The sequence below is a fragment of the Microbacterium sp. F01 genome, from assembly GCF_056156365.1.
Map to the genome: position 1 here is coordinate 2,575,714 of NZ_CM149592.1, position 19,152 is coordinate 2,594,865.

Consider the following 19,152-nt stretch of genomic DNA (forward strand, 5'->3'; position numbering starts at 1 on the left):
ACACCCCCTGTACCGACACGTGAGGAACAACGACGTGACCGACATCGAGTACCGCATCGAGCACGACACCATGGGCGAGGTGCGCGTGCCCAAGAACGCGCTCTACGCCGCGCAGACGCAGCGCGCGGTGGAGAACTTCCCGATCTCGGGCGACCGGCTGGAGCCCGCCCAGATCGTGGCGCTCGCACGCATCAAGAAGGCGGCGGCCCTCGCGAACAAGGAGCTCGGCACGCTCGACGGCGCCATCGCCGACGCCATCGCCGGCGCGGCGGACCGCATCATCGCCGGCGAGTTCGCCGACCAGTTCCCCATCGACGTCTACCAGACCGGCAGCGGCACGTCGTCGAACATGAACATGAACGAGGTGCTCGCGACCCTCGCGACGCAGGCGCTCGGCGCGACCGTGCACCCGAACGACCACGTCAACGCGTCGCAGTCGTCGAACGACGTGTTCCCCACCTCGGTGCACATCGCGGTGACACAGGAGCTCATCGACGACCTGATCCCGGCGCTCGACCACCTCGCGGTCGCGCTCGAGGCGAAGGCCGAACTCTGGAAGAGCGTCGTGAAGTCAGGACGCACCCACCTCATGGACGCGACGCCCGTCACGCTCGGCCAGGAGTTCGGCGGCTACGCCCGCCAGATCCGCCTCGGCATCGAGCGCGTGCAGGCCGTGCTCCCCCGCGTCGCCGAAGTGCCCCTCGGCGGCACGGCGGTCGGCACCGGCATCAACACCCCGCTCGGCTTCCCGCAGCGCGTGATCGAGCTCATCGTCGCCGACACGGAACTGCCGGTCACCGAGGCCAAGGACCACTTCGAGGCCCAGGCGAACCGCGACGCGCTCGTCGAGGCCTCCGGCGCCCTCCGCACCGTGGCAGTCTCGCTGACGAAGATCAACAACGATCTCCGCTGGATGGGGTCGGGACCGAACACCGGCCTCGGCGAGCTCCACATCCCCGACCTGCAGCCCGGGTCCTCGATCATGCCCGGCAAGGTCAACCCGGTGATCCCCGAGGCGACCCTCATGGTGTGCGCCCGCGTCATCGGCAACGACGCGACGGTCGCGTGGGCCGGCGCCTCCGGCGCGTTCGAGCTCAACGTCGCCATCCCCATCATGGGCAGTGCCGTGCTCGAGTCGATCGAGCTGCTGGCGAACACGTCGCGCGTGCTCGCCGACAAGACCATCGACGGCCTCGAGGCGAACGTCGAGCGCGCCGCCGCGTACGCCGGGATGTCGCCGTCGATCGTCACGCCGCTCAACAAGCTCATCGGCTACGAGGCCGCCGCCAAGATCGCCAAGCACTCCGTCGCGAAGGGCATCACGGTGCGCGAGGCCGTGATCGACCTCGGCTACGTGGAGCGCGGCGAGCTCACGCTCGAGCAGCTCGACGAGAAGCTCGATCTTCTCTCGATGACGCACCCGGGCTGATCCGCCCGACCCATGCCGCCAGCCGTGCGTCGGCGGGATAATCGGGACATGGCCCGAACGCCCCGCCCCGTTCCCGCGCGCGTCAGGATCCTCGCCGCGATCCTGGCGGTCGCGTGCGTCGGTTTGGCGATCGTGGGGAGCGTCACATTCCTGGTCCAGCGCGAGCAGGCACTGGGAGGCATCGACGCGCGCCTCAAGGCGCAGGTGGAATCGCTGCAGGCGGTCGCCGACGACAGCGTCGCCGACTCACCCGGCGGCGCCCCCGCCGCGACCGACGAGCTCGACCGCAGCGACTTCGATTCCGTCGACCAGTACCTCAACGCGGTCGTCGCGAGGCTGGTCCCCGCACGCAACGAGGCCTCGCTCGCGCTGATCGACGGCGTGCCGCGGTGGGTGCCCGCGACGCTGTCGGGCTTCGACATCTCCGAGAACGAGCAGCTGATCGACCGGGTCCTCACCGAGACCGCGGACGGCTCCCAGAAGCTGGGCACCGCGGTCACCGACGAAGGCTCGCTCCGCTACATCGCGATCCCGGTCACGATGGACGGCGACTCCCGCGAGGGGTTGTACGTGCGCGCGGTCGACCTGGGTGCCGAGCTCCAGCCGGTGACCTTCGCGATGACGACGTATGTGATCGCGGCCGTCGCGGTGCTGATCGCGATCGGGATCGTGGGGTGGTTCGTGACCGGCCGCCTGCTGTCGCCCATCCGTCGCCTCCGAGAGACCGCTGACGCGATCTCGATCTCCGATCTCTCCCACCGGCTCGAGCCCCAAGGCAACGACGACATCGCCGACCTCTCCCGCACGGTCAACTCGATGCTGGACCGCCTCGAGGACTCCGTCGACGTGCAGCGACAGCTGCTGGACGACGTGCGTCACGAGCTGAAGACACCCATCACGATCGTGCGGGGCCACCTCGAGCTCATGAACCCGCAGGATGCCGCGGATGTGGCGTCGGCGCGCGACATCGGCATCGCCGAGCTCGACCGGCTCACCCGGCTCGTGGAGGACATCGACCTTCTCGCCACGGCCGAGGCGGATTCGTACAGCCTCGAGACCGTGGACCTCGCCGCACTCACCGAGCGCGTCGCCGAGCTCGTCGCGGTGATCCCCGGGCACACGTGGACCATCGGGGCTCGTGCCGAGGGGACCACGGTAGGCGACCAGGATCGGCTGCTGCAGGCATGGCTGCAACTCGCCGACAACGCCGCCAAGTACACGCCCGAGGGCAGCCCCATCGAGATCGGCAGCGCCCACACCGACGACGGCGCGCGCCTCTGGGTGCGCGACCACGGCCCCGGTATCCCTCCAGGCGCGCGCGCCCGGATCTTCCGTCGCTTCGACCGCGCGCACGTGAAGCGCTCGGTCGGCGGCTCCGGCCTCGGCCTCGCGATCGTCGACGCGATCGCGAAGGGGCACGGCGGCCACTGCGTCGTCACCGACACTCCGCGCGGCGGCGCCACGTTCACGATCCACCTGCCTCCGACGGAGGCCGAACTGCCGGCGCCGGTTCGTGCCGGAGACGTGCTGCAACGGGAGGCTGCGGGATGACCAGGATCCTCATCGTCGAGGACGAACCTCGGATCGCGGCATTCGTCAGCCGCGGCCTCGAGGCGGCCGGTTACGAGACACTGGTGTTCGAGGACGGCCCCGAAGGACTCGAGGCCGCGTTGCGCGGCGACGGCGACCTCGTGCTCCTCGACGTCGGACTGCCCACCATGGACGGGTTCGAGGTGCTGCGCGAACTGCGCGCCCGGGGTTCCGCCGTGCCGGTGATCATGCTCACCGCGCGATCCAGCACGCGCGACACCGTCACCGGACTGGATGCCGGAGCCAACGACTACGTGCCCAAGCCGTTCACGTTCGAGGAGCTTCTGGCCCGTGTACGTTCGCGCCTGCGCGAGAGCGTGCCGCAGGCGGGCGTCTCGATCTCGCACGGCGATGTGGTCCTCGACATCCTCGCGCGCCGCGCGACAGTGGGCGGTCGCGAGATCGATCTGTCGGCACGCGAGTTCTCCCTTGCCGAGCAGTTCCTGCGCAACCCCGGCCGCGTGCTCAGCCGCGAGCAACTCCTGAGTCGCGTGTGGGGGCTGGACTTCGACCCGGGCTCGAACGTGGTCGACGTGTACGTGCGGTATCTGCGCGGCAAACTCGGTGCCGATCACATCGTCACGGTTCGCGGCGCCGGTTACCGCTGGGAGTGAACCCTTCGGGCACCCCGTCGCCGGGTGCCCACCGCACCGCCCACGGCACGAAGAAGCCCCCGGTGCTGGGGGACACCGGGGGCTGTGAAAGGCCGGACTGGGGGATCCGACCGTTGTCAGTCGCGCTTGTCTGGGGAATTGCGCGACTGGTCTTTCTTCTCGCCGTGTCCGGCGCCGTTGCCGTTTCCGACGTTCGAGCCCGCGTGAGCGGGACGCTGGGGGCCGGTCGACTGCTGACCGGACTGCTTCTGCTCCTCCACTGGAGCCTGGACGTTCACCCGACGCTGTGCAGGTGCCGGCGCGGGCGCCTGAACGATGCCCTGACGCTGGGTGTCCGCACCGCTCGACTCGAGGGAGCTGTTTGAGTCGGATTGCTTGTTCTGGTCGGCGACCTCGCGCTCGAGCCGGGCGATCAAGGCGTCGAGACGGCCGCTCGACCAGCCCTGCGCAGCCGCCCAGCTGCGCAGCGAGTCCCAGCTTCCGGCCGCCTGGGCGGCAGCGATGGCGGCGTCGACGTCGGCGGGCGCAGCAGGGGCGGCGGGCGCGACTCCCTCGGGGGCGGCGGGTGCCGCGTACCCGCGCGCGCCGGTCGACTCGGACGGCGCGACCTCGACAGGTGCGGGCGCCGGGACGACTTGCGGCCCGGCCGTGGGGATGAGGGCGTCGGAGGTCGCCGCAGGCATCGGCTGGGGGGTTGCTGACGGGGATGCCGCGGCAGGGACGACGACGCGCTCGGAGGCGACAGTCGCGCCCTTCGACTCCGCCAGGGCCGCGGTGTTCGCAAGGGCGACGGCGGTGACGACAGCGACGCTCGCCGCGACAGCGGTCATGCCGCCGATCACGAGCCCCGTGCGTGCGTCCACGTCTCGCCTGCCTTCCGTGTGCGCGGAATCGTTTCCCCTCATCCATGGTGACAGACCGATCGAGCCGTATGCGCCGCCGGCGATGAGACTTTCCTCATGGTCACGCGGCACAGCGGGCCGGGATGCAGCATCCCGGCCCGCCGCGTCGTCAGCGGATTGCGGTGGCGCTCACGCGAGCTCTCCGGCCTCCAGGAGGTCGGTGACGAGGGCGGCGATGGCCGACCGTTCCGACCGCACGAGCGTCACGTGACCGAACAGCGAGTGACCCTTGAGCGTCTCGATGACCGACGCGACGCCGTCGTGACGACCGACCCGCAGGTTGTCGCGCTGGCCGACGTCGTGGGTCAGCACGACCCGCGAGTTCTGCCCGATGCGACTCAGCACCGTCAGCAGCACGTTGCGCTCCAGCGACTGCGCCTCGTCGACGATCACGAACGCGTCGTGCAGCGACCGGCCGCGGATGTGCGTGAGCGGCAGCACCTCGAGAAGTCCCCGTTCGACCACCTCGTCGAGGACGTTGGTCGAGACCACCGACCCGAGGGTGTCGAACACCGCCTGGCCCCAGGGGTTCATCTTCTCCTGCGCGTCACCCGGGAGGTAGCCGAGCTCCTGCCCGCCGACGGCGAACAGCGGCCGGAACACGATGATCTTGCGCTGCTGCTGCCGTTCGAGCACCGCCTCCAGTGCGGCGCACAGGGCGAGCGCCGACTTTCCGGTGCCGGCGCGGCCGCCGAGCGACACGATGCCCACCTCGGGATCGAGGAGCAGGTCGATCGCGATGCGCTGCTCGGCCGAGCGGCCGTGGAGGCCGAACACCTCGCGGTCCCCGCGGACCAGCCGGTATTCACCGTCGCCCACGACGCGACCCAGCGCCGATCCCCGCTCGGAGTGGATGATCAGCCCGGTGTTCACGGGCAGCCCCTGCACGTCCTCGCTCGAGGCGACCTCGCTCTCGTACAGGTCGCTGATGTCGTCGCCCGAGACGTCGATCTCGGAGATGCCGGTCCAGCCGGAGTCGACCGCCTGCTCGGCGAGGTACTCCTCGGCGGTGATGCCCAGCGACGCCGCCTTGACCCGCATCGGCAGGTCCTTCGAGACGACGGTGACCTCCTGCCCGTCCTGGGCGAGGTTCATCGCGATGGCGAGGATGCGGCTGTCGTTGTCGCCCAGCCGCATGCCCGACGGCAGCACCGTCGCGTCGGTGTTGTTCAGCTCGACGCGGAGCGTGCCGCCCTCGCCGACCGGAACGGGGAAGTCGAGGCGTCCGTGCTCGACGCGCAACTCGTCGAGATGGCGCAGCGCCTGCCGGGCGAAGTAACCGATCTCGGGATCGTGCCGCTTGCCTTCGAGCTCCGTGATCACCACGACGGGGATCACGACGCTGTGCTCGGCGAAGCGGAAGAACGCCCGCGGATCGCTGAGCAGCACCGAAGTATCGAGCACATAGGTGCGCAGATCCTGATCGGATGCTGCGACCTGCTCGAGGTCCTGACTGCGCTGCTCGTGTGGTGCTCGTGTGGTCACAACCCACTCCCGCCCCGGGTGGTTCACCCGGCAGTCACGAGTCGACCGGAGTCACGAGTCGCGATCCTGAGGCCGACTCGACCGGGCTCCTTGCCCGATGCGCTCACGCTACGACCGCACACAGACATCGGACGCGCCCGACACGCAAGAATCTCGTTACATGTTGATGAACGGATGCCGCATCCGCAGCATCCCGATCACCAGACCCTTGCCGACGAGAAGGCGGCGAGCGCGTCGCCGAACAGACGCAGCGTGTCGGCGCCGGTGCCGACGTGGGGTGCGACCCGGATGCGGCCGGCGCGCGTCGTCACCGTCAGGCCGTGGTTCGCGAGCGAGGCGGCGAGCGGAGCGGCGTCCTGCGCGGCGGGCTCGAGCGTCACGATGCCCGCGCGGCGCTCGGGTTCGCGGGGTGTGACCACCGGCACCTCATAGCGGTCCGCGTAGAACATGACGTCGGCCGCCCGCGCGGCCAGCACGGACGCGATGTCGGCGACGCCCACGTCCACGACCTCGCGCAGCGCCGTCGCGAGGCGCGCCGCGGCGAGGGTGTCGATCCCGGAGACCGAGAACGCCTGCGCCGACGCGGCCGGCGCCGGCACCGCGTCGACCGGGAGGTCGCCGTCGACGCCGGCGAAGCCCGAGAGTACGGGCGCGATGCGCTCGAGCGCACGCTCGCCGAACCAGGCGAACCCGGTGCCCCGACCTGCACGAAGCCACTTGTACCCGTGCCCGCACACGACGTCGGCGGCGAGGTAATCGGCGTCGACCATCCCGAAGCCCTGGATGGCGTCGACGATGAGCAGGCGATCGCCGATCACCTCGCGGATCGCCGACAGGTCGGCACGGTAGCCGGTGCGGAAGTCGACGAGGCTGACCGCGACGGCGCGGGTGTCGTCGGAGAGCGCTGAGCGGATCGCGTCGGGGGTCATGAAGCCGTCGGCAGGCTCCACCCACTGCAGCTGCACCGAGCCGAATGCCTCCGACGCGCGCGTCGCCGCGACGGTGAGACTCGGGAACTCTCCGCGGCCGAGCATGAGCCCGCCCGCCAGCCCGTAGATCGCGTGCATCAGTCCGTACGTGGTGGACGGCTGCAGCGCCACGTGCGACGCATCCGTGCCGATCAGCTCCGCGACGAGCTCGCGGGCCTCACGCACGTGGTCGGCGACGAGCTCGATGCTCGTGGGGCGGCCCGAGCCCAGCAGCTCGGTGTCGGCCTGCGCCTCGCCGCGGACCGCAGGCGAGAGCGGCCCGAATGCCGCCCAGTCCAGATACCCCGGTTCCCCATCGAACGACGCCAGATATGAATCCAGATCCGTCACGCGGATCATTCTGGCAGAGGTGAGAACAACGTTGTGGAAGCCCTGCTATCCGCCATATCGGCGGTCACGCGAGGCGAAGTCGCGGATGGCGCGGAGGAAGTCCACCTCGCGCAGGTCCGGGCCGAGCGCCTCGACGAAGTAGAACTCCGAGTGGGCGGACTGCCACAGCAGGAAATCGCTCAGCCGCTGCTCCCCCGACGTGCGGATGACGAGGTCCGGGTCGGGCTGCCCGCCCGTGTACAGATGCTCGCCGATCTGCTCGGGTGTGAGACTGGCGGCGAGCTCCTCGAGCGAGCCGCCGCGATCGTCGTGCTGGGCGATGATGCTGCGGACGGCGTCCACGATCTCGCCCCGGCCGCCGTAGCCGACGGCGAGGTTGACGTGCATCCCCGCGTTGCCCTTCGTGCGGGTCTCGACGTCCGCGAGCACACGCCGGAGGTCCTCCGGCAGCGCGTCGGCGCGGCCCACGTGCTTCACGCGCCAGTCGCGCTCATGGGAGAGCTCGTCGGCGAGCTCGGCGATGATCTCGATGAGGTCGGACAGCTCGCGCGAATCGCGCTTGCGCAGATTGTCGTTCGACAGCAGGTACAGCGACACGACGCGGATGCCCACGTCGTCGCACCAGCGGAGGAACTCCTTCATCTTGGCCGCGCCCGCGCGGTGGCCGTGCGCGGCGGAGTCGTAGCCGAGCTGCTTCGCCCACCGGCGGTTGCCGTCGATCATCATCGCGAGGTGTCGCGGGACGGATGCCGGATCCAGGCGACGGCGCAGGCGATTGATGTAGAGCCGATAGAGGGGACCCCTGCCCTCGTTCGTCTCGCCGCGCGCCACACGCCTACGCTACCTCGCGCGCGACCACGCCCCTAGCGCGAGACTCGGTGCCACCTTCCGTGGGACTGAGCATGTTCCCTTACCGGCATGCGCCCCCCTCTACGCTTAGGACATGAGCCGCCGTCGCAGTCTCCCCCGGGCCCCCGAGGTCCCCGTGCTGCCGCTGATGGACGCCGCGGCGGTCGACGCCGCGACGCCCGACCTCAAGCCGAGCTGGCGCGGCTGGATCCACGCGGCGACCTTCCCCATCGCGATCGCGGCCGGCATCGTGCTCATCGTGCTCGCGCAGGGTGCGCCGGCGAAGTGGGCGTCGGCGGTGTTCATGGCCACGTCACTCCTCTTGTTCGGCAATTCCGCGCTGTACCACCGATTCAACTGGAAGCCGAAGACCAAGGCGATCCTCAAGCGCATCGACCACGCGAACATCCTGCTGCTCATCGCGGGCACGTACACGCCGATCGCGACGCTCGCTCTCCCCCCGCAGCAGGGCGCACTGCTGCTGATCCTGGTCTGGAGCGGGGCACTCCTCGGCATCCTCTTCCGCGTCTTCTGGATCAACGCGCCGCGCTGGCTCTATGTCGCCCTCTATCTCCTGCTGGGCTGGGCGGCCGTCATGTACATCGTCCCGCTGTTCCAGGCGAGCGCGGCGATGATGATCCTCGTCGCCATCGGCGGCCTGCTCTACACGGGCGGCGCGGTCGTGTACGCGCTCAAACGGCCGAATCCCTGGCCGGGGCACTTCGGCTTCCACGAGATCTTCCACGTGTGCACCGTGCTGGCGTTCCTCTGCCACTGGACGGCGTGCCTCATCATCGCGCTGGAACCGTACTCCCCGTCACTGGGACTCCCGGGCTGACGATGATGACGGATGCTGCGGGCCGCAGCATCCGTCATCATCATCGCTCGAGGACCTCATGCCTTGGGCGTCTCACCGCGATCGTCGTCGTCAGCCGGGTCGATGCGCTGGTCGTCGACGTCAGTCGCCTCGGTCGCTCGTGCCGCCTGCTCCTCGGCGTCCAGCTGCTCCTGGATGTCGGCCCGCACGCGGCCGCGGCGGATGCGGCGCATCATGTCCCACACCAGGAAGATCACGGCGATCGCGATGAGCGCGGTGAAGAGGAATCCGACGACTCCGGGACTCACGAGGTTCGGGTCGACCGCGGGCGTGGGAGTCGGCGTCGGAGTCGTCGCGGTGGGAAGGATCCCGGCGATCGCGTGCTGCATGGGGTCCTCGCTCTGCCCGCGGGGCGGGCGGTGTCGTCGGGGCTGCGCGCGAGCGCATAGCCTGGAGTTCCAGCCTAATCTTCCGATCCGACCCGACGAGCCCGAAGGAGCGGCGTGACCACGCAGGACATGCTCGACGAGCGCTACGGCCGTCGCCGCTCCCCCGCGCGCGGCTGGATCATCGGTGTCGGCATCGTGGTCGCCGTCGGCCTCGTGGCGCTGTTCGGCTGGTTCACGGTGCAGGGTTCCCTCAACTCCGTCGACTCCGACACGACGTCGTTCGAGGTCGTCGACGAGCACTCCGTGATGCTGGGATTCCAGATCAGCAGTCCGCCCGGCGCCGCTGTCGCGTGCGCGATCGAAGCACAGGACGAGGAGCACGGCGTGGTGGGCTGGCGGGTGGTCGAGCTCCCGGCATCCGAGCTCCACGCGCGCGCCTTCCGCGAGGCCATTCCGACGACCGCACTCGCCACGACCGGCTTCGTGAACTCGTGCTGGGTGCTGCCCGGATGAGTTTGTCCGAACCGGCGCCGTGACGTAGTCTGGCGGGACATCAGCACAATCGCGCCCTGGCCGTGAGCCGGGGCGTTCGGTTTATGCCCGCACCGCTCCGGAGGCAGCGGGCCCAATGAAGGAGTCAGCCGTGTCCACCGACGCCCCCGTGACCTTCCTCACCCAGGACGCCTACGATCGCCTGGCCGCCGAGCTCGAGCACCTCTCGACCACCGGCCGCGAGGAGATCGCCAAGCGCATCGAGGCCGCGCGCGAAGAAGGCGACCTCAAGGAGAACGGCGGCTACCACGCCGCCAAGGACGAGCAGGGCAAGCAGGAGGCGCGCATCCGCACGCTTCAGCACCTGCTCAAGACCGCGACCGTCAGCGAGGCGCCCGAGAGCAGCGGTGTCGTCGAACCCGGCACCGTCATCACCGCGATCGTCGCCGGCGGCGAAGAGGTCTTCCTGCTCGGCAACCGCGAGATCGCCGTCGGCTCCGAGCTCGACGTGTACAGCGAGGCCTCGCCCCTGGGCGTGGCGATCCTCGGCCGCAAGGAGGGTGAGAAGACCTCGTACACCGCCCCCAACGGCCGCGAGATCGCCGTCGAGATCGTCAAGGTCGAGACCTACAACGGTCAGTGACCCGAGGCGGCCTCAGGGACTCCCCTGAGGCCACCGGGCGCAGCTTGGCTAGTCCGGAACGACCGTGGGTGCGTAGCCCGCATCCTCGAGCACCGAGATGACGTGAGCGCGGTGCTCCTCGCCGCGCGTCTCGACACTCAGCTGCAGGATCACCTCGCTGATCTGGATCCCCTGCCCGTGGCGGGTGTGCAGCACCTCGATCACGTTCGCGCCGGCGATGGCCAGCAGCTCCGACACACGCGCGAGCTGGCCGGGACGATCCGGCAGCGGGATGCGCAGCGTCATGTACCGGCCGGAAGCCGCGAGCCCGTGCGCGACGACGCGCTGCAGCAGCAGCGGGTCGATGTTGCCGCCCGAGAGGACCGTCACGGTCGGGCCGGCCGCGACGACCTTCCCCGCCAGGATCGCCGCCACGCCGACGGCACCCGCCGGCTCCACGACCTGCTTGGCGCGCTCGAGCAGCACGAGCAGGGCGCGGGCGATGTCGTCCTCCGTCACCGTCACGACCTCGTCGACGAGGTCGCGGATGATCTCGAAGGGCAGGTCTCCCGGCCGGGCGACCGCGATGCCGTCCGCGATCGTCGGCGAGGTGCGGATCTCGAGCGGATGCCCCGCCTCGAGTGAGGGCGGATACGCCGCCGAGTTCGCCGCCTGCACGCCGATGACGCGCACCGTGCGACCCTCTGCCGCGGCACGCGCCTTGACAGCCGCGGCGACGCCGGCGACGAGTCCGCCCCCGCCGATGCCGAGGACGACAGTGTCGAGGTCGGGCAGCTCGTCCATGAGCTCGAGGCCCAGGGTGCCCTGACCGGCGATGACGTCATGGTGGTCGAACGGGTGGATGAAGACGGCGCCCGTGCGCTCGGCGAACTCGGCCGCGAGGCGCAGCGGCGTCTCGACGGTGGCGCCCTCCAGCACGACGTCTGCGCCGTACCCGCGTGTGGCGAGGAGCTTCGGCACCGGCACGCCGAGGGGCATGAAGATCGTCGCGTGGATGCCGAGCGCCTTCGCTGCGAGCGCCACGCCCTGAGCGTGGTTGCCGGCGGAGGCGGCCACCACGCCGCGCGCGCGTTCCTCCGCGGTCAGTCGCGAAAGGCGGTAGGTCGCCCCGCGGATCTTGAACGACCCGGTGCGCTGCAGATTCTCCAGCTTGAGATGCACCGGCACGCCGAGGACGTCCGACAGGTGCTGCGAGACATCGAGCGGCGTGTGCGCGATGACGCCCTGAAGCGTGGCCGCGGCGTCCTCGAAGTCGGCGAGCGTCGGCACGGCCGACGCGAGCGACGCCGGGGCGGGCGCGGTCTCGGAAACCTGGTCGGCGGATGACATGGCGGTGGTCACGAACGGACTCTCCTCGGCCGGGGAACGGTACTCCAGATGAGGTCCCCGGTGGGTCTGGCGCCGGTCTCCCACGCGCGTTCGGCAAGGTACACCGCGACGACGTTCACGAACGCGGCGAGTGGCACGGCGAAGAGGGCGCCCGGGATGCCGGCGATCATGGCACCGCCGGCGACCACGAGCACCACCGCGAGCGGGTGGACCTTGACGGCCGAGCCCATGAGGAGCGGCTGGAGCACGTGTCCTTCGAGCTGCTGCACGCCGAGGACGACGACGAGCATCCACAGTGCGATCCACGGACCGTTGTAGACGAGCGCCAGGAAGACCGCGACGGTCCCGGTGACGACGGCACCGACGATCGGGACGAACGCACCCAGGAAGACGAGCACGGCGACGGGGATCGCGAGGGGCACCCCGAGCAGCGCGGCGCCGAGACCGATGCCGATGGCGTCGATGGTCGCGACCAGCAGCTGCGTGCGCGCATAGTTGACGACGGTGACCCACCCGGCGCGGCCGGCGCCGTCGGCGGCGGGACGGGCCTTCTTGGGGAACAGCCGCAGGGTCCAGCGCCAGATGCCCGCGCCGTCGGCGAGCAGGCACAGCAGGATGAAGAACGCGAGGACGGCGCCGGTGACGACGTGCCCGATCGTGGAGCCGATGGCCAGCGCCCCTGACCAGAGCAGCTCCGCCTGCTGCTGCAGGAAGGCCCATCCCTGGTCGAGCAGGTCGTCGATCTGGTCCTCGCTCAGGTGCAGCGGGCCGTCGATGAGGTACTGCCGGAACTGCTCGACCGCGGCGACCGTGCTCGCCTGCACCGAGTCCCACTGCTGCATGATCTGCCACACCACGAGCCAGAGCAGCCCCGTGACGATCGCGATGGTCCCCACGACGGAGATGACGATGGCCAGCCAACGGGGCACGCGGCGCCGCAGCATCCAGGTGAATGCGGGCCAGAGCAGAGCTGTGATGAGGATCGCGATCAGGAGCGGGATGACCAGCAGCTTCAGCTGGATCACGAGCCACACGCCGATCCCGATCGCCGCAGCGACGACGATCAGTCGCCACGAATAGGCGGTCGCGACGCGGAGGCCACGCGGCACCGCGGCGGAGGTCTCGGTGGAGACGATCCGGCTGCGGTCGCGGACGGCGTCGAAGATGGAGCCGCGGGGCTTTTCATCTGAGCCGCTCATTGGCCCAGTCTAGGCGCGTCGCATTCCGTGCCGGTCATGAACGGCGGGCACGCGATGTCGGAGCCTCGGGCTACGCTGGCGCGCGTGAAGTCCTCCCTCAGCGCCGAAGAGGCGCGTCGCGTGGCCCTCGCCGCCCAGGGTTTCGGGCGGCCCCGCCCCGCAGCCGCCGGCACCCGGCAGCTGAACGGCGCGCTGGCCCGCATGGCGACGCTGCAGATCGACTCGGTCAACGTCTTCGCCCGGTCCCACTACATGCCGCTGTTCTCGCGCGTCGGCGCCTATGACACCGCTGCGCTCGACCGTCTGCTGTTCGCCCGCCGCTCCCCGTACGTCGAGTACTGGGCGCACGTCGCCGCGTTCATCCCCGCCGACGACTGGGGTCTGTTCGACTTCCGCATGCGGGCGATGCGCGCGAAGTACGGGAGCAAGCCCGGCGGCTGGTTCGATGCGAACCACGACATCGTCGACTGGGTGCGCGCCGAGCTCGCCGACCGCGGTCCGCTCCGCCCGGCGCAGATCGAGCACGACGCGAAAGAGAGCGCCCGCGGCCCCTGGTGGGATTGGAACGTCGTCAAGCAGGCTCTCGAGTACCTGTGGATGTTCGGAGAGGTGGCGATCGCGGGCCGCCGCGGTTTCGAGCGACGGTACGGGCTCGCCGAGCAGGTGATCCCGCGCCACGTGCTGGACGCGCCGGTCCCCCGTGACGAGGCCGTGCACGAGCTCGTGCGGCGCGCGGCGCGTGCCTACGGCGTCGCGACCGCAGCCGACATCGCCGACTACTGGCGCATCGCCGACCGCAAGGCGGTGACGTCCGCGCTCGGCGACCTCGTCGACGCCGGCGAGCTGCAGCCGGTGACCGTCGAAGGATGGACGACCGCCGGGCGCCCGGCCAAGGCGTGGCTGCACTCCGACGCCGTCGTGCCCCGCAAGGTCGATGCCGCCGCGATCCTGACGCCGTTCGATCCGGTCGTGTGGTTCCGTGACCGTGCCGAGCGGCTCTTCGACTTCGAGTACCGCATCGAGATCTACACGCCGGCGCCGCGACGGCGCTACGGCTACTATTCGCTGCCGGTGCTCATCGGCGACGACATCGTCGGCCGCGTCGATCTCAAGGCCGACCGCGCCGCGTCCCGGCTGCTCGTCCAATCGGCGTGGTGGGAGCACGGCAGACCCGCTGACGCCGCGCCCCGGCTCACCGACGAACTCCGGCTCGCCGCCGCCTGGCAGAGCCTCGAATCGATCTCGATCTCCCGCTGGGGCGATGCCACCGACGACCTCGCAAGGGTCATGCCCGAGGCGGCGCGTCACGACGCGGGTCCGGCGGAGCCCGTATCCCTGGCCGACGACGAGCCGGGGGCCGATGCGCGCGACCTCCACGTCGCGGAGCTGGCGGGCTGACCCGACCGCCCGGCGAGGTCAGGCGCCCGGGCCGGCCACCTCGAGCCCGAGCCAGCGGGCGAGGTCCTGGATCTCGGCATCCACCGATTCCCTGACCTCGTCCGTGAACGGCTCGTCCTCGTGGACGGCGTGCACGCGGAGCAGGCCGGCCTTGCGATCGGCCTTGGCGTCGAGCTTGCCGACGAAGCGGTCGCCGTGCAGGATCGGCAGCGCGAAGTACCCCCACCGGCGCTTCGCCGCGGGCTTGTACATCTCGAGCAGGTACTCGTAGGCGAACAGCTCTTCGAGCCGGCGCCGATCGAAAACGAGGCGGTCGAAGGGCGACAGCAGTGCCGTGCGCCCGACGAAGCCGTCGGCAGCGGCCGGCGCGCCGGGATCGACGCGCCATACGCCGTCGACGCCGTCGACGACCGCCTCCTCCCCGATCTCGCCGACGTCGATCGGCTCGAAGGGCTGTGCGACGCTCTTGACTCGCGCGATCCCCAGCGACGCGAGCCGGCGCTCGGCGCGTTCGCGCCCGGCATCCTCGTCCGTCAACGGCGGCACGTCGGCGGGGTACACGCGTTCGGCGACGTCGAACAGGCGGCCCGCAGCGTCCCGCGACGAGACGGCCACATCGCCGCACAGCACGAGCATCTCGAGCAGCTGGATGGAGTTGCGGTTGTTCGTCCATCCCGACGACCGCCACGACACCTGCGCCGCATCGGGGATCTCTGCGGCCCGCAGCGGACCCTCGGCGCGCAACCGCGCCACCACCTCACGGCGGAACACGTCGTTGGCGGCCAGCCACTCCCGCGCCTGCGCCGACTCGGGCCGGCGCCGCATCTCGGGGATGAGCAGGGCGAGGTCGGTCATGGCGCGGTAGAAGCCGCCCCACTCGAACACCGCACGATCCGCCTCGAAGAGGCGTATGAGGTCGGCCGGTTGGTACGGCCACCCGAGCCGGCTCCACAGGATGAGATCGGCGCTCGGAGCGACGGCCGCGGTCGGCTCGATGTTGACGACCGTGAGCGCGTCGATCGTCTCGACGATGCCCGCGGGCCGCTCCGCCGTCAACAGCTGCCCGCGCACCGCGATGCGGCGCGCCTGTTCGCGGGTCAGCCGATGGACCATTCCCCGACGCTACCCGTTGGGTACGACGTCCGGATGGGGGAGGTTTCGACTCGCTTCGCTCGCCCGACCTCGACCCGACTCGCCTCAACGCCTGCTGGCGCCCGCGTTGATCCGAGTCGCGTCAGAACTGCACGCGCGGTGGCTCCGAGATCGCCGCGCCGTCGATGACCTCGAAGAACTCGCGCTCGTGGAAGCCGAGGTTGCGCGCGAACAGGTTGTTCGGGAAGACCTTGATCTTCGTGTTGAGCTCGCGCACGCCGCCGTTGTAGAACCGGCGCGACGCCTGGATCTTGTCTTCGGTGTCGACGATCGACTGCTGCAACTGCAGGAAGTTCTGGCTCGCCTGCAGCTGTGGGTAGGCCTCAGCGACCGCGAAAAGCGACTTCAGCGCCTGCTGCAGGTGCCCCTCGGCGACACCGGCCTCAGCCGGCCCCGACGCCGACAGCGTCTCGGCCCGGGCCCTCGTCACGTTCTCGAACACGGCCTTCTCGTGCGCGGCGTAGCCCTTCACTGCCTCGATGAGGTTCGGGAGCAGATCGGCCCGACGCTTGAGCTGCACCGTGATGTCGCTCCACGCCTCATCCACCCGCACATTCAGCTGGACGAGGGAGTTGTAGGTCGCCCAGAGATAGATGCCGACGATGACGACGAGCGCCACCACGATGAGGACTGGGATCAGCCATTCCATTGCCGAGGCTCCGTTCGATAGTGCCCTCATCCTACCGACGCGAAACCCCCTCGCATGTGGGGTATTCCCCGACTCTCAGCCGTTACCCACCGAGCACGCGATCGAGGTACGGGTTGCGGAAGAGCCGCTCCGGGTCGAGGCGGTCGCGCAGGGCGACGAAGTCGTCGAAGCGGGGATAGCGCGACCTCAGGGCGTCGGCGCCGAGCGTGTGCATCTTGCCCCAGTGCGGACGACCGTCGAAGCCGAGCATGATCTCCTCGACCGCCTCGAAGTACTCCGTCGGGTCCTCGCGCCAATAGCGGTGCACCGCGATGTACCCCGAGTCGCGGCGGTACGCCGTCGACAGCCACCGGTCGTCAGCTGCCGCGACCCGCACCTCGACCGGGAACCCGATCCGCCAGCCGCGGTCGTCGATGAGTGCGCGCATCGCCTCGAAGGCGGGCCGCAGGTTCTCGACCGGCACCGCGTACTCCATCTCGCGGAACCGCACCGACCGGTCCGTCGCGAAGACGCGGGCCGAGGCATCCGTGAACTCCCGATTGCCCCAGATCTTCGCCGACAGGCGGTTGATCGGCGGCACGAGCGCCGGGATCGCCACGCCCGCCGCGCACGCGACCTGGTGGACCCCGTTCCCGACGAGCGTGTCGTCGATCCACTTGCCCACTCTGGGAAGCGGATGCCGCGGCGCGCTCTCGGGAAGCCGCGTGTTGGTCTTCGTCATCCCCCGGTCGGTGTGCGGGAACCAGTAGAACTCGAAGTGGTCGGCCGCCGCCGCGCGTTCGTCCAGCGCGCCGAGGACCACCTCGAGATCCTCGGACTGCTCGACCGCGTGCAGCACGAACGCCGGCACGCACTGCAGCGTGACCTCGACGAGGATGCCGAGCGCCCCGAGCCCGAGCGCGACCGCCGGCACCAGCTCGGGGTGCTCATCTTCGCTCACGGTGAAGAGGTCGCCGGACGCGGTCACCAGCGTCGCGCCGACGACCTGGCCGGCGATGCCCGTGAACCGCTCCCCCGTGCCGTGGGTGCCCGTGGAGATCGCGCCTGCGATGGACTGGCGGTCGATGTCGCCGAGGTTCTCCATCGCGAGCCCGTACGGGGCGAGGAGGGCCGGGATCTCGTGCAGGCGGGTTCCCGCGAGGAGCGTCACCCGGGCGCGGTCGACATCGACGGAGACGAGCCCGCTGAGGTCACGCAGCTCCAGGAGTGCGCCGGGCGCGACCGCGATGCCGGTGAAGCTGTGCCCGGCGCCGACCGCCTTGATCGGCATATGCTGCGCCGCCGCCGCGACGACGGCGCGCTGCACCGCCGCGACGGTGCGGGGGAACTCGATGCGCTGCGGGCGCACCGACTCCGTGCGCGCCCAGTTGCGCCATACGCCTCCGGGGCGGGTCACAGGAACGCCTTGCCTTCGCCGCGGTAGGTCGCCACCTCCCCCACGCGGGCGTCGCCGTCCACCAGGTGATAGCGATCGACGCGCTCGGCGAGTTCGCCGCTCTTCGAGTGGCGGAACCAGACACGGTCGCCCACCCGGAGGTCGCGGGCCGCGTCGCCGCGCAGCGGCGTCTGCACCTCGCCGGCTCCCTCGCGGGGCGCCATGCGCAGCCCGGCAGGCCACACGGCACGGGGCTGACGCGACTCGAGCGCAGGCCCGGAGGCGATCCATCCGCCGCCCAGCACCGTCGCCACGTCGGGGGCGGGCTTGCGCACCACCTCCAGCGCGAACGCAGCGGCGGGCGCGGGGGCGAATGCGCGGTAGCCGTCGAACAGGTGGCCGGCGAGCAGACCGCTGCCGGCGGTGACCTCGGTGACGGCCTGATCGGATGCCGTGAGCTCGAGGGATCCGGTCCCACCCCCGTTGACGAACTCGAGCGGGGCGATGTCGCGGAGGGACGCGACGATTGCGCCGCGCCGATCGAGGAGTTCGGCTGCCGAACGGCGCTGCATCCAGCGGATGACCGCGTCCCCGGATCCGGTCGCGTCACCCTGGCCCGCGATCTGGGCCTCGTACATCATGAGGCCCACCAGGCGGAAGCCGGGACGGGCGGCGATCGAGCGCGCGAGCGCGGCCACCTCGGCTGCCTCGTGCACCGGAGAGCGGAGCACGCCGATGTGGCCCAAGCCCGGCGCCCTCCACGACGCGTCGGCGTCGATGGCCACGCGGATCTCGGGTCGCGCGCCGGGTGCGGCGACGGCGTCGACGAGGTCGAGCTGCGCCAGGTCGTCGACCATCAGGGTGATGCGCGACGCCGCGGTCCCGTCGGCGGCCAGTGCCGCGATCGCGGCGCGGTCGGCCGTCGGGTAGCCGAGCACGATGTCGTCCATCGTCTCGGCCAGCCACAGCGCCTCGGGCAGGGTGAACGCGAGGATGCCCTGGTAGCCGGGCAGCGCCAGGACGGCGTCGAGCACCTCGCGCACGCGGACCGATTTGCTGGCGACGCGGATCGGAACGCCGCCGGCGCGGACGACGAGGTCGAGGGCGTTGTACCGCAGCGCTTCGGCGTTGATCGCGGCGACCGGGCCGCTCGCGTCGGCCAGGGCATGACCCATGGCGTCCCAGTAGGACGCGGGGTGGTCCCACGGCTTCGTCGCCGCGGACGTGGACAGCAGATCGAGACTCATACGGCTCGCTTCGGGTGCGTGCGCATCGCCCCAGCCTAGAGCGCTGGGAGCGGTACCGATGACCGGCTGTGGACGGCGTTTCGCACCCTTCTGCGCCGAGACGATCCCGTGCGCAGTCCTGGGCTGGCGCGAGTACCCCCGGTGGGATTCGAACCCACACTTGAGCGAGTTTAAGTCGCCTGCCTCTGCCGTTGGGCTACGGGGGCGGGTCGCGTTCCGCCGGGAACGCGAATGCCGCAGGCTCATCTTCTCAGACGAGCCTGCGGCATCCGGC

At 70.5% G+C, this 19,152-nt stretch carries 18 protein-coding genes and 1 tRNA gene; 7 read left to right on the forward strand and 12 right to left on the reverse strand.

All coding sequences use genetic code 11. The features are described from left to right. The first annotated feature begins 34 nt into the window (after positions 1 to 34). From ACVN90_RS11840 to ACVN90_RS11850, 3 genes are read left to right on the forward strand one after another with little or no spacing between them, the layout of a single operon-like run. Complete coding sequence (locus ACVN90_RS11840) at positions 35 to 1,429, forward strand: class II fumarate hydratase (protein ID WP_475098447.1); 1,395 nt, start codon at positions 35 to 37, stop codon at positions 1,427 to 1,429. Positions 1,430 to 1,477: 48 nt separating this feature from the next. Beyond that, positions 1,478 to 2,980: a sensor histidine kinase gene (locus ACVN90_RS11845; RefSeq protein WP_475098448.1), complete on the forward strand. Its 1,503-nt coding sequence runs from the start codon at positions 1,478 to 1,480 to the stop codon at positions 2,978 to 2,980. Continuing rightward, positions 2,977 to 3,633, forward strand: a complete 657-nt coding sequence (locus ACVN90_RS11850) for a response regulator transcription factor (RefSeq protein ID WP_475098449.1) — start codon at positions 2,977 to 2,979, stop codon at positions 3,631 to 3,633. The genes ACVN90_RS11845 and ACVN90_RS11850 overlap by 4 nt, the downstream gene beginning before the upstream one ends. A 116-nt stretch (positions 3,634 to 3,749) precedes the next feature. On the opposite strand, the gene ACVN90_RS11855 is transcribed toward ACVN90_RS11850, so the two are convergent. The 4 genes from ACVN90_RS11855 to ACVN90_RS11870 all read right to left on the reverse strand — a co-directional run bounded on the left by ACVN90_RS11855 (position 3,750) and on the right by ACVN90_RS11870 (position 8,170). Then, on the reverse strand, positions 3,750 to 4,496 hold the full coding sequence (locus tag ACVN90_RS11855; protein WP_475098450.1) for a hypothetical protein: 747 nt from the start codon (positions 4,494 to 4,496) through the stop codon (positions 3,750 to 3,752). A gap of 168 nt (positions 4,497 to 4,664) precedes the next feature. Then, on the reverse strand, positions 4,665 to 6,020 hold the full coding sequence (locus ACVN90_RS11860) for a PhoH family protein (RefSeq protein WP_475098451.1): 1,356 nt from the start codon (positions 6,018 to 6,020) through the stop codon (positions 4,665 to 4,667). Between the two features lie 197 nt (positions 6,021 to 6,217). After that, entirely contained in the window at positions 6,218 to 7,339 is a 1,122-nt protein-coding gene (locus ACVN90_RS11865; protein WP_475098452.1) for an aminotransferase class V-fold PLP-dependent enzyme, read from the reverse strand. Positions 7,340 to 7,384: 45 nt separating this feature from the next. After that, positions 7,385 to 8,170, reverse strand: a complete 786-nt coding sequence (locus ACVN90_RS11870; protein WP_475098453.1) for an isoprenyl transferase — start codon at positions 8,168 to 8,170, stop codon at positions 7,385 to 7,387. A 112-nt stretch (positions 8,171 to 8,282) separates the two neighbouring features. Here ACVN90_RS11870 and trhA point away from each other — a divergent pair, with 112 nt between their 5' ends. Then, on the forward strand, positions 8,283 to 9,026 hold the full coding sequence (trhA, locus tag ACVN90_RS11875; protein ID WP_475098454.1) for a PAQR family membrane homeostasis protein TrhA: 744 nt from the start codon (positions 8,283 to 8,285) through the stop codon (positions 9,024 to 9,026). 56 nt (positions 9,027 to 9,082) lie between these two features. Here the strand turns inward: trhA and ACVN90_RS11880 are convergent, their stop codons facing one another. Next, the gene (locus ACVN90_RS11880; RefSeq protein WP_475098455.1) at positions 9,083 to 9,394 is read right to left on the reverse strand and encodes a hypothetical protein; all 312 of its coding nucleotides are present in this window, start codon (positions 9,392 to 9,394) and stop codon (positions 9,083 to 9,085) included. Between the two features lie 114 nt (positions 9,395 to 9,508). Here ACVN90_RS11880 and ACVN90_RS11885 point away from each other — a divergent pair, with 114 nt between their 5' ends. Together ACVN90_RS11885 and greA are read left to right on the forward strand one after the other, a co-directional pair. Continuing rightward, entirely contained in the window at positions 9,509 to 9,907 is a 399-nt protein-coding gene (locus ACVN90_RS11885; protein ID WP_475098456.1) for a DUF4307 domain-containing protein, read from the forward strand. 130 nt (positions 9,908 to 10,037) lie between these two features. Next, a complete protein-coding gene (greA, locus tag ACVN90_RS11890; RefSeq protein ID WP_116196585.1) occupies positions 10,038 to 10,529 on the forward strand; it encodes a transcription elongation factor GreA in 492 nt (163 codons plus the stop codon). Positions 10,530 to 10,577: 48 nt separating this feature from the next. On the opposite strand, the gene ilvA is transcribed toward greA, so the two are convergent. Then, entirely contained in the window at positions 10,578 to 11,858 is a 1,281-nt protein-coding gene (gene ilvA, locus ACVN90_RS11895) for a threonine ammonia-lyase (RefSeq protein WP_475102110.1), read from the reverse strand. A gap of 8 nt (positions 11,859 to 11,866) precedes the next feature. Further along, the gene (locus ACVN90_RS11900; protein ID WP_475098457.1) at positions 11,867 to 13,057 is read right to left on the reverse strand and encodes an AI-2E family transporter; all 1,191 of its coding nucleotides are present in this window, start codon (positions 13,055 to 13,057) and stop codon (positions 11,867 to 11,869) included. Between the two features lie 84 nt (positions 13,058 to 13,141). Here ACVN90_RS11900 and ACVN90_RS11905 point away from each other — a divergent pair, with 84 nt between their 5' ends. After that, positions 13,142 to 14,455, forward strand: coding sequence for a winged helix-turn-helix domain-containing protein (locus ACVN90_RS11905; protein WP_475098458.1), 1,314 nt, complete (start codon positions 13,142 to 13,144; stop codon positions 14,453 to 14,455). Positions 14,456 to 14,473: 18 nt separating this feature from the next. Here the strand turns inward: ACVN90_RS11905 and ACVN90_RS11910 are convergent, their stop codons facing one another. The 5 genes from ACVN90_RS11910 to ACVN90_RS11930 all read right to left on the reverse strand — a co-directional run bounded on the left by ACVN90_RS11910 (position 14,474) and on the right by ACVN90_RS11930 (position 19,084). Beyond that, complete coding sequence (locus ACVN90_RS11910) at positions 14,474 to 15,568, reverse strand: DNA glycosylase AlkZ-like family protein (protein ID WP_475098459.1); 1,095 nt, start codon at positions 15,566 to 15,568, stop codon at positions 14,474 to 14,476. Positions 15,569 to 15,689: 121 nt separating this feature from the next. After that, complete coding sequence (locus tag ACVN90_RS11915; RefSeq protein ID WP_056368027.1) at positions 15,690 to 16,256, reverse strand: LemA family protein; 567 nt, start codon at positions 16,254 to 16,256, stop codon at positions 15,690 to 15,692. Between the two features lie 82 nt (positions 16,257 to 16,338). Next, positions 16,339 to 17,652 carry a D-arabinono-1,4-lactone oxidase gene (locus ACVN90_RS11920; RefSeq protein WP_475098460.1) on the reverse strand — a complete coding sequence of 438 codons (1,314 nt, stop codon included), beginning with the start codon at positions 17,650 to 17,652 and terminating at the stop codon, positions 16,339 to 16,341. Beyond that, positions 17,649 to 18,878 carry an alanine racemase gene (locus ACVN90_RS11925; RefSeq protein WP_475098461.1) on the reverse strand — a complete coding sequence of 410 codons (1,230 nt, stop codon included), beginning with the start codon at positions 18,876 to 18,878 and terminating at the stop codon, positions 17,649 to 17,651. The genes ACVN90_RS11920 and ACVN90_RS11925 overlap by 4 nt, the downstream gene beginning before the upstream one ends. Positions 18,879 to 19,011: 133 nt before the next feature. After that, positions 19,012 to 19,084 (reverse strand) — tRNA-Leu (locus ACVN90_RS11930). Between the last annotated feature and the right edge of the window lie 68 nt (positions 19,085 to 19,152).

Excerpts from the sequence above, each read along its gene's own strand:
- ACVN90_RS11850 (WP_475098449.1), top strand. The coding sequence starts at position 2,977 with ATGACCAGGATCCTCATCGTCGAGGACGAACCTCGGATCGCGGCATTC.
- ilvA (WP_475102110.1), bottom strand. The coding sequence starts at position 11,858 with ATGTCATCCGCCGACCAGGTTTCCGAGACCGCGCCCGCCCCGGCGTCG.
- ACVN90_RS11915 (WP_056368027.1), bottom strand. The coding sequence starts at position 16,256 with ATGGAATGGCTGATCCCAGTCCTCATCGTGGTGGCGCTCGTCGTCATC.
- ACVN90_RS11900 (WP_475098457.1), bottom strand. The coding sequence starts at position 13,057 with ATGAGCGGCTCAGATGAAAAGCCCCGCGGCTCCATCTTCGACGCCGTC.
- trhA (WP_475098454.1), top strand. The coding sequence starts at position 8,283 with ATGAGCCGCCGTCGCAGTCTCCCCCGGGCCCCCGAGGTCCCCGTGCTG.
- ACVN90_RS11925 (WP_475098461.1), bottom strand. The coding sequence starts at position 18,878 with ATGAGTCTCGATCTGCTGTCCACGTCCGCGGCGACGAAGCCGTGGGAC.
- ACVN90_RS11880 (WP_475098455.1), bottom strand. The coding sequence starts at position 9,394 with ATGCAGCACGCGATCGCCGGGATCCTTCCCACCGCGACGACTCCGACG.
- ACVN90_RS11910 (WP_475098459.1), bottom strand. The coding sequence starts at position 15,568 with ATGGTCCATCGGCTGACCCGCGAACAGGCGCGCCGCATCGCGGTGCGC.
- ACVN90_RS11845 (WP_475098448.1), top strand. The coding sequence starts at position 1,478 with ATGGCCCGAACGCCCCGCCCCGTTCCCGCGCGCGTCAGGATCCTCGCC.